This window comes from uncultured Microbacterium sp. (assembly GCF_963521695.1).
Classification (GTDB): Bacteria; Actinomycetota; Actinomycetes; order Actinomycetales; family Microbacteriaceae; genus Microbacterium.
Genome location: NZ_CAUQWC010000139.1, coordinates 1 through 9,241, shown reverse-complemented (window position 1 = coordinate 9,241; position 9,241 = coordinate 1). Strand labels below are relative to the sequence as shown.

The window sequence follows — 9,241 nt, the reverse complement described above, 5'->3', positions numbered from 1 at the left end:
ATGCCGGGACGGCACCGAGCTCCCGCGCCCGGGCGACGCTGCCCTCGACACGGGAGAGGAAGGCCCCAGCGGAAGCCGAGGTGGCAGGAGTGCGCGGACCCGCGCCGATCTCGGGGCGCACCGCGTGCAGCGCCGCCAGGACGGCGTGCGTGGCGGGAGCGGGGACGAGCACATCGACGGAACCGAAGCGCAGGGGGACGGCGTCGCGAAGCACGAGCGCGAATGCCCGCTCGTCATCGAGCACGAGCCCGGCGAAGCGTCGATGGATGTCGATCTCGCACCCCCATCGCCGGGGAGTGAGCGTCGCCGTGTGATGGATCGTCGTGCCCCGCCAGGGGTCGGGCGCGAGGTCCCAGCCCCACGGGAGGAGGGCATCGGCGAGCTCGTCGACGCGCGCGGGATCGCACCAGAGGTCGACATCGCCCGAATGCTCGCGTTCGCGCAGCCCCTGGAGGTGGAGGGCCGGACCCTTGGTGAACACGCACGCGATGCCCTGGTGCGCCGCCACACGCGCGACGAGGGCGTAGACGAGCTCGTGCAGCGGCGACGAGAGCCTCGGGGGGTGCAGCTCGGTGATCTGTGCGGGGTGCGATGCCGCGACCGTGACCAGGCCCAGATCGCTGAGGTGCGCCAGGATCGCGTTCTCTTCGGGGGTGAACGACGCCGGTGCGACGGGGCCGGCGGCGACGAGCCGCCGCCAGAGGGTCGCGCCCTCGCCGATCAGGCACAGGGCCTCGGCCGGCCGCGTCGGCAGCACCAGCACGTCGGCATCCTCGGCGAAGTGATCGGATCCGCGGATATCGAGCGCGCCGTACGCGATCGGGATCCACCCGTGATCAGGCGGGACGGAACTGCGCATGGATGACCTCGGGGAGACGGCGGGTGACCTCTCACTCTTGCCGTCTCACCGGTGCCACCGGGGCCAGGTCACCGGAACGCCCCCTGCAATTCACCCGCTGAGGGGCGGATCTCACCAGCCCGGGGCGATCAGCGGATGCCGCCCCGGGAGACCAGACGCGTGGGAACGAGGTGCGTGTGGGAACCCGTCGCCGGCGTGGCGGCACGGGCGAGCAGAGTCTCCGCCGCGCGGGCCCCGAGATCGGCGACGTCGTAGTCGACGATGCGGATGCGACGGGGCAGCAGACGCGACAGCTCGAAGTCGTCGAAGCCCGCGACGGCGACGTCGGCCCCGCGCGGGAGGATCGCCTCCAGCGCCCCGATCGTGACGCGGTTGTTCGCGCAGAAGACGGCCGTGGGAGCGCTGTCGCCGTCGAGCAGCCGTTGCATCGCGTCGCGGGCCATGACCGGGGTGTGGAGGCCCTCGACCACCAGCGCCGGGTCGGGCGTCCGGCCCGCGGCGGCGAAGGCCTCTTCGACGCCGGCCCACCGCTCGGACATCGTGTAGATGCTGCGGCGATCGAGCAGCACGGCGATGCGGCGGTGCCCGGCGGCGAGCATCTCGGCCACGGCCGCGCGCGCGCCCCCGCGGTTGTCGAGCAGGATCGCGTCGGCGGGGATGCCGCTGCCGGGGCGGTCGAGGAAGACGACGGGGGTGCCGAGTTCGACCTCGCGTGCCAGATAGGCGTGGTCGTCTGCGGTGGGGACGACGATGAGTCCCCCCACCTGGCGCTGGCACAGGTCGAGCGCGAGGGAGCGCTCGATGTCGGCATCCTCTTCGCTGGAGGCCATGACGAGGTGCATGCGCTCGCGGGCGGCGACCGTGGAGACGGCGGCAGCGACGGCCATGTAGAACGTGTTCGACAGGTCGGCGGCGATGAAGCCGATGGTGTCGCGACTGCCGGAGCGGAGGTTCGCGGCGAGGGCGTTGCGGTGATAGCCGAGGCGCTGCACGGCGGCGGCGACCCGCTCGGCCATTCCCGGATCGACGTGGGGCTCGCCGTTGATGACGCGAGAGACGGTCTTCAGGCTCACACCGGCGTCGGCGGCGACGTCGACCATCGTGGGTCGGCCGGTCTTGCGCATGAGTCTCCTCGGATGCCGTCGGGTGCGGCATCCTCCGAGCATAGGGATCCGGGCCGGCCGACTGCGGGATCCGCGCGCCGACGGGGTCGATGCGCCCGTCGAGTGTCCCAGACACGCCGTCGCCAGTGCGACGGATGCGGCGAGTCCTGGACACTCGACGGGCTTGCGGGAGGAGGTCAGAGCTCGGGGGCGACGAACGTCCCGTTCTCGTGCGACGCGATCGCGGCGGCGAAGAGGCGATGCGTCAGCGCGGCCTCCTCGGGACGGACGCAGCCGAAGCCGTCGCCCAGCTCGCCCGCGTACTCGGCGAGGAAGGCCGCCCACATCTGCAGGATGGCATCCGAGAATCCGGATTCGAAGTTCGGGCCCGTCACCGTCGGCCACACCGATTGGCTGCCGGCGTCGATCCTCTGCCAGCTCTGCTCGCGGCCCACCCCGGGCACGTCGATGAAGGCGAAGACCTGCACCTCTTTGGGGTTCTTGGTGCTGAAGCGCACGCCGCCCGACATGCCGATGGCCTCGAACTCCCACGTGTTCTTCTGCCCGGGCGCGATGCGCTTGGTCTCGGTGGTGAGCGGAAAGGCCGCGCCGTCGTGGCGGGCCCACGAGTGGATGACCGCGTTGTCCCACGTGTCGCACGGCTGCAGGGTGCCGTCGGGACCGGGGCGCTCGGTGACGACGTCCTGCAGGATGCCGACGACCTTCTCGGGCGTCCACCCCAGGCGCAGCGGCACGTGCCACGTGTGCATGCCGAGGTCGTTGAGCACGCCGGCGTCGCCGCAGAACTGCTTCTGCCGCTTCCAGTTCAGCGGCTTGTTCACATCGATGTCGCTGGCGTGGAGGAACGTGCATTTCGCCTCGACGATGCGGCCGAGGGCACCCGACTTCACGTAGTCGACGGCCCACTGCGCGCCGGGGAAGAACGGCATCTCGCTCGAGACGCGCACGAACGACCCGGCCGTCTCGTGGATGGCGGCGACGACCGCATCGGCCGCGGCCCGGTCGATCCCGAATGGCTTCTCGGCCAGCAGCGCCTTACCGGCGCGGATGGTGTCGATGTACAGACGCTCGTGCAGATCGTGGCGCACCGCGATGTAGACGACGTCGACGCGTGGGTCGGCGAGGAGCTCGTGATGGTCGGTCGTGGTCAGCTGCACGGTGTCGATGCGCTCGAAGAACTCGAGGGCGGCCGGGTTGATGTCGCACACGGCGACGAGCTCGGGCTCGGCCGGATGATCGATGAGCGCCGGCCAGCGCCGCAGGGCCGCGGCGATCTCGCGGCCCATGAGACCGCCCCCGATGATGCCGATTCCGACCTTCTTGCCGGTCAGTCCTGGTCTCCTTCGCGTGTGGCGGGGGTCGTGGCGCGGGCGTCGGCGGTCGTGGCGGCGAGGCTGCGGGAGGCCGGGATTCGGAGCGGGCTCACGCGGCACCGCCGATGAGGGCGAGGGCGTCGTCGACCGAGGCGTCGTCGTGGACCACCGCCATCAGGGCCGCGGTGATGCCGGCCGGGTCGTGGTGCTGGATGACGTTGCGGCCGTAGACGATGCCGCGCGCGCCCTGTTCGAGCACGGCGCGCGTGCGCTCGAGGAGCGTGCGGTCGTCGACACGGCCCCCGCCGCGGACGAGGAGCGGGGTGTCGCCCGCCGCCTGGATGACCCGGTGGTACTCGGTGATGTCGTCGGTGGGGTCGGCCTTGATGAGGTCGGCACCGAGTTCGCGCGCCTGGCGCACGAGGGTGACGATCTTGGCGGTGTCGCCGTCGACGCCGTAGCCGCCGGTGCCGGGCTTGGTCTGCATGACCAGCGGCTCGATCATCAGCGGCATCCCGTAGCGCTCGGCGTCGGTGCGGAGGGCGAGGATCGAGCGGATGCACTGCTCACGCACCTGCGGCTCGCCGGGCAGGTCGAGCAGGTTCACGCAGACAGCAACCGCGTCCAGGCGGACGGCGACCTCGATGGCATCCGGAACGTGGATGCTGTGCAGGGGCGATTCGAGAGGATCACCGTAGACGTTGGCGATGTCGGTGCGCAGCACCAGTCCGGGCTTCTGCTTGCCGGGGACGGACTGCAGCAGGGGCGCCTGGCCGAGGGTGAGCTGGACGGCGTCGGGGCCGGCGTCGACGAGCGTCGCGACGGTCTTCGCCATGTCTTCGATACCGGTGAGGAAGTTGTGCTCGTGGAACGCGCCGTGGTCGACGGCGACGTCGAGCGCGCGGCCGGACTTCGCGTTGAAGAGGCGGTGGAGGCGGGGTTTCGACATGGGGTGTGGGTCTCCGAGACGTCGTGTCGGGGCGCTGCTCTGCGCTCGTCGGTCAGTATGCGGGTCGCGAGACAACGTTGTCAATCACTGCTAGCGTGAGCCGCGCAACGGCGAGGAAGGCGGGGCTCATGGGCGAGCTGTACGGATCGACGGTCGACGAGGCGCGGCGGCGCACGGGTTCGTTCGCGCAGGTGGCGAGCGTGGAAGCCTCGGTGCGCACCGATGGACCGGATGCCGGAACCCGGCGTCTGCGGGTGATCGCAGGAGAGCTCGAGGTCGAACTGCTGCCCGACCGCGGGCTCGACATCGGACAGGTGCGTCACCGCGGGGTGCCGCTGGCCTGGGTGTCGCCGACCGGGTGGCCGCGGCCGGGCGCCGGGGGCTTCGGGGCCTCGTTCGGCGGCGGTCTCGTCACCACCTGCGGCCTGCTGTCGTTCGGCCCCCCGTCGGTCGACGCCGAGGGGGAGCATCCGCAGCACGGGCGGTACAGCGGGCTCGCGGCATCCGTCACCCGGTCGGAGGTCTCGGACGACGCCGTGGTCGTGGAGGCGACCGTCGTCGAGGCGACCGTGCTCGGCGCGCAACTCGAACTGCGCCGGCGTGTGCGGGTGCCGTTCGGGGCGGGGCGGATCGAGCTGCGCGACGAGATCGTGAACCGCGGCTCGCGCGCGGTGGAGCCCATGGTGCTCTACCACGTCAATCTCGGCTGGCCGGTGGTCGACGCCGGCTCCGTGCTGCATTCGCCGGCGGAACGGGTGCGCGCCCGCGACGCGGCGGCCGAGGCGGGTCTCGCGTCGTGGGCGGAGTTCCCCGAGCCCGTCGCGGAGTACCCCGAGCAGGTCTTCGCGCACGAGCTGCCCGTCGACCGTCGTGTCGCCGCCGAGATCGTGTCGCGGTCGGGGCTCGGCATCCGGATCTCGTTCGACACCGCGGTGCTGCCGGGGATGTTCCAGTGGCGGGTGGCGCAGGAGGGCGCGGTCGTCCTCGGTGTGGAACCGGCGACAGCGGCGACGATCCTCGGGCGCGCCGACGCGCGGGCGGCGGGTCTGCTGCGTGAGCTGGGGCCGGGATCGGCGTGGGAGCTCGGCCTCGACATCGATGTCATCCGAGACGGATCCGTGACTTGACAACGTTGTCCCACGGGCTCATGCTGACTCCAGCGGGGCCCGACCGAGGGTTTCCCGTCCGCAAGACAACGATGTCGGAGCAGCGATGACGCACGAGCGAGAGACGGCCGGCGAGGCCGCGACGCTTCGGCCGCGCGCCCGGCTCATCGACGTCGCGACGGCGGCGGGCGTGAGCCCCAAGACCGTGTCGCGCGTCATCAACGACGAGACGGGGGTGCTGCCGCTCACGCGGGAACGCGTCTTGCGCGCCGTCCGCGAGCTCGGCTTCGTGCCCGACCGGAGTGCTCGCGAGCTCAAGCGCCGCGACGCCGACACCATCGGCATCCTGATCGACGCCATCAGCGACCCCTTCTTCGCCGCTTTCGTCAGCGTCGTCGAAGAACTCGCGGTCGCGGAGGGCCTCAGCGTCATCTTCGCCAGCACCGGCTACGACGCCGCCCGCGAGAGCGCACAGCTCGAACGCCTCACCGGGCACCGACTGGCGGGGCTCATCGTGGCGCCCGTCGCGGTCGCGGCCTCGACCCTCGCGGCCCTTCGCGCCCGCTTTCCCGTGGTCTGCATCGACCGGGTGCGTTCCGGCATCGACGCGGTCGTCATCGACGACTTCGGGGCGGCCGTCGAGGCCACCGCCGCGCTGATCTCTCAGGGACACCGACGCGTGGCCTTCATGGGCGAGGACGTGCCCTACCCCACCGTCAGCGACCGGCTGGCCGGTTACCGCTCCGCCCTCGTGGCCGCGGGGCTGCCGTTCGACCCGTCGCTGGTCGTCACGCACGAACGCTTCGGGCGGGGGGAAGCCGCTGAGGCTTCCCGTCTTCTCGAGCGAGACGACGCCCCCACCGCGCTGCTGTGCGCGACGAGCCTCGCCTCCATCGGCACCGTCCGCGCCATCCGCGCGAGGGGACTGCGGATGCCGGCACTCATCTCGTTCGGCGACTTCACCCTCGCCGAGGTGCTCGATCCGGGCATCACCTTCGTCGACCACGACCCGCGGCTTCTCGCCACGGCCGCTTTCCGGCTCCTCCGCGAGCGCGCGGTGCGTCCCGGGGAGGGGCCCGAACGTATCGTCGTGCCGACACGCCTCGTGGCGCGTGGATCGGGTGAGGTCGCTCCGGCGGGTGCGGCATCCACGGAATCGGAGCGACGCAACGGCTTCGGACGCGGCGTCGCCTCTGATCCGATTCTGTTGCAGCGTTCCGATTCCGCGACGTCGACCGCGCTCCCGTCCGCCCTCGTCGAGCCCGCCGCAACCCTCGTCGCGACCGCCCTCACCCTCGTCCACCCCGAGCCGGGCGGCGATGCCGCCGTTCCGGCCGCAGCCCCGATCGGAGCCCCGGCATGAAGCCCGTCCTGCTGCCCCCCAACCCCGTGCAGCACTTCTACCTCGGCGGCGATCGCATCGCGGCCCTCCGCGGCATCGTGCCCGAGACCGACCGCCAGCCCGAGGAGTGGCTCGGCTCGACCGTGTCGCGCTTCGGGTCCGACGAGATCGGTCTGGCGATCACCGACGACGGCGACTATCTGCGCGACCTCGTCACGGCCGACCGTGCCGCGTGGGTGGGAGCCCGGGGCGGGAGGGATGCCGCGGATCTCGGCATCCTGGTCAAACTCCTCGACGCGCGTCAGCGCCTCCCCGTACACGTGCACCCCGACCGCGGCTTCGCGGGCGCGCACCTCGACTGCCCGTACGGCAAGACCGAGGCCTGGTACGTGCTCGAGACCGAGGACGACTGCGCCGTGCACGTCGGCTGGAACCGGGCGGTCGACCGCGACGAACTCGACCGCCGCCGCGACGCGCAGGACAGCGAGTGGATGCTCTCGCGGATGAACCGCGTGGTCGTCCGCCCCGGGATGGGCGTGCTCGTACCCGCCGGCACCGTGCACGCGATCGACGGTGGCATCTTCGTCGCCGAGGTGCAGGAGCCCACCGACTTCTCGATCCTGCTGGAGTGGTCGGTCACGACGTCCACCCGCGAGGAATCGCACCTCGACCTCGGCTTCGACGCCGTCATGCCCGCCGTTTCGACCGAGAAGCTGGATGCCGATGCGCTCGATGCGCTGATCAGCGCGGTCGGGACGACGCCGGCGGGCCCCGCCTTCCGCTCGCTGCTGCCCGACTCCGCCGACCCGTACTTCCGCCTGTTCGACGCCGCCGGCGACACCGTTCCGCGCGACGCGGGTTTCGCCGTCGTGCTGGTGCGCGAGGGCGCGGGTGCTCTGGTCTCGGATGCGGGAACCGTCGACGTCGAGCGCGGACAGGTCTACGCCGTGCCGCACGCCTTCGGCACGTGGCGTCTGACCGGCGGCGCCGAGATCCTCGTCGGCGCCCCCGGTGCCGGCTGGCCCGGCACCCTGAACGGCGGTGACGTGCGGTGACCGACTACGTCGTGGGAATCGACATGGGCTCGACCAGCACGAAGCTGCTGGTCGCGACCCCCGAGGGACGCCAGGTGCTCGTGGTGAGTCGGCGCTCGCCCTGGACCAACCTCGACCACGGCCGGGCCGAGATGACGGCCGATGAGGCGATCGCCGTCGTGCGCGACCTCGCCGCCGAAGCCGACGTGCGCCTCGACGCGGGCTACCGCATCGTCGCGCTCGCCGTCTCGGGCATGGCCGAGGCCGGAGTGCTGCTGGATGCCGCGGGCCGGGCGCTCGCGCCGCTGATGGCGTGGTTCGACCCCCGGGGCGCGGCGCAGATCATGGCGACGCCCGCGGCGTTCCGCGCCGAGTTCCTCGGCCGCACCGGGCTGCCGGTCGGGCCCCTGGCATCCATCGCGAAGCTGCTGCACCTGCGAGACATCGGGATCCCGCTGTCGGGCAGCACCTTCCTCAACGTGCCCGAGTACGTGGTGCACGCGCTCGGCGGGCCGCGCGTGGCGGAGTACTCGCTCGCCTCGCGCACCGGCCTGCTCGACCAGGACGACAGCACCCCGTGGGGCGCCGCCCTCGACGTACTCGGTGTCGACGAGACGATCCTCGGTGCGCGGGTGAGCGCGGGGGAGGCCGTGGGGGTGCTGAGCGACCCCGCCATGCCCGCGGGCTTCCGGGGCGCCGCCCTCACCATCGCGGGGCACGACCACCTCGTCTCGGCCGTCGCGGTCGGCGCCACCCACACCGGCCAGCTCTACGACTCGATGGGAACGGCCGAGGCGCTCGTCCGCGTCCTCGACGACACCCTGCCGTTCGCCGCCCGCGAGCGTCTCGCCCACGCGGGTATCAACTGCGTGCGCCACGTCATCCCGGGCAAGTACGTGCTGCTGGCGGGGACGAAGTCGGGACTGCTCATGCGGCGCGTGCTGCAACTGCTCGGGATCGCGGATGCCATGGGCCGGGCGCGCATCGACGAGGCGGCGATGGCACTGCCCGTCGACGGCACCCTCGCCGACGGCGGCCTCGAGGTCTCGGGCGCGCGCAACGACGACGGCGTGCTGAAGATCGTCGCGCAGAGCGACGGGCTCAGCCCCGCCGAGCTGTTCGCAGCGGCCCTGCGCCACGGCAACGACATGCTCGCCGAGTGCATGGCGGTGATGGACCGCGAGGTCGCCCCTCCCACCTCGACGGTGCTCACCGGCGGGTGGTCGACCATGGCGTCCGTCGTCCGTTCCCGTTCCGCGCTCCTGCCGGATGTCACGGTCTCGACCCACGACGAGGGAACCGCGTACGGCGCGGCCCTCTTCGCCGCGTTCGCGGTGTCGTCCGACTCCTTCGAGGTCGTCGCGGAGTCGTTCCTCTCTTCCTCCCTCGTCGCCGACGGGGGATCCCTTGTCACCAACGAAAGGAGCTGACGATGTCGTCAGTCACCACCGCCGTCCCGGTGCTGCAGGCGCGGGGTCTCTCGCGTCAGTTCGGCCACGTCCGCGCCCTCAACA

The 9,241-nt window shown here is 71.9% G+C and carries 8 protein-coding genes; 4 read left to right on the top strand and 4 right to left on the bottom strand.

Translation table 11 applies throughout. The features are described from left to right. The 4 genes from RWP81_RS10950 to RWP81_RS10935 form a co-directional block, all read right to left on the bottom strand. The coding region (locus RWP81_RS10950; RefSeq protein WP_314456033.1) for a nucleotidyltransferase family protein at nt 1-859 on the bottom strand (859 nt) is incomplete at its 3' end. A 128-nt stretch (nt 860-987) separates the two neighbouring features. Beyond that, nucleotides 988-1,983, bottom strand: coding sequence for a LacI family DNA-binding transcriptional regulator (locus tag RWP81_RS10945; protein ID WP_314456031.1), 996 nt, complete (start codon nt 1,981-1,983; stop codon nt 988-990). A 176-nt stretch (nt 1,984-2,159) separates the two neighbouring features. Further along, on the bottom strand, nt 2,160-3,284 hold the full coding sequence (locus RWP81_RS10940) for a Gfo/Idh/MocA family oxidoreductase (protein ID WP_314456034.1): 1,125 nt from the start codon (nt 3,282-3,284) through the stop codon (nt 2,160-2,162). 121 nt (nt 3,285-3,405) lie between these two features. After that, nucleotides 3,406-4,245, bottom strand: a complete 840-nt coding sequence (locus RWP81_RS10935; RefSeq protein ID WP_055960316.1) for a class I fructose-bisphosphate aldolase — start codon at nt 4,243-4,245, stop codon at nt 3,406-3,408. A 128-nt stretch (nt 4,246-4,373) separates the two neighbouring features. Here RWP81_RS10935 and RWP81_RS10930 point away from each other — a divergent pair, with 128 nt between their 5' ends. The 4 genes from RWP81_RS10930 to RWP81_RS10915 all read left to right on the top strand — a co-directional run bounded on the left by RWP81_RS10930 (nt 4,374) and on the right by RWP81_RS10915 (nt 9,157). After that, nucleotides 4,374-5,372, top strand: coding sequence for an aldose 1-epimerase family protein (locus RWP81_RS10930; protein WP_314456028.1), 999 nt, complete (start codon nt 4,374-4,376; stop codon nt 5,370-5,372). A gap of 85 nt (nt 5,373-5,457) precedes the next feature. Then, a complete protein-coding gene (locus RWP81_RS10925; RefSeq protein ID WP_314456026.1) occupies nt 5,458-6,714 on the top strand; it encodes a LacI family DNA-binding transcriptional regulator in 1,257 nt (418 codons plus the stop codon). Beyond that, nucleotides 6,711-7,748, top strand: a complete 1,038-nt coding sequence (locus RWP81_RS10920) for a hypothetical protein (RefSeq protein ID WP_314456024.1) — start codon at nt 6,711-6,713, stop codon at nt 7,746-7,748. Before RWP81_RS10925 ends, RWP81_RS10920 begins: the two co-directional genes overlap by 4 nt. Further along, nucleotides 7,745-9,157, top strand: a complete 1,413-nt coding sequence (locus tag RWP81_RS10915; protein ID WP_314456022.1) for an FGGY family carbohydrate kinase — start codon at nt 7,745-7,747, stop codon at nt 9,155-9,157. Before RWP81_RS10920 ends, RWP81_RS10915 begins: the two co-directional genes overlap by 4 nt. The last annotated feature ends 84 nt before the right edge of the window (nt 9,158-9,241 follow it).

Bases quoted from the DNA above. Each gene is read 5' to 3' on its own strand.
- RWP81_RS10945 (WP_314456031.1), bottom strand. From the start codon at position 1,983: ATGCGCAAGACCGGCCGACCCACGATGGTCGACGTCGCCGCCGACGCC.
- RWP81_RS10935 (WP_055960316.1), bottom strand. From the start codon at position 4,245: ATGTCGAAACCCCGCCTCCACCGCCTCTTCAACGCGAAGTCCGGCCGC.
- RWP81_RS10930 (WP_314456028.1), top strand. From the start codon at position 4,374: ATGGGCGAGCTGTACGGATCGACGGTCGACGAGGCGCGGCGGCGCACG.
- RWP81_RS10925 (WP_314456026.1), top strand. From the start codon at position 5,458: ATGACGCACGAGCGAGAGACGGCCGGCGAGGCCGCGACGCTTCGGCCG.
- RWP81_RS10920 (WP_314456024.1), top strand. From the start codon at position 6,711: ATGAAGCCCGTCCTGCTGCCCCCCAACCCCGTGCAGCACTTCTACCTC.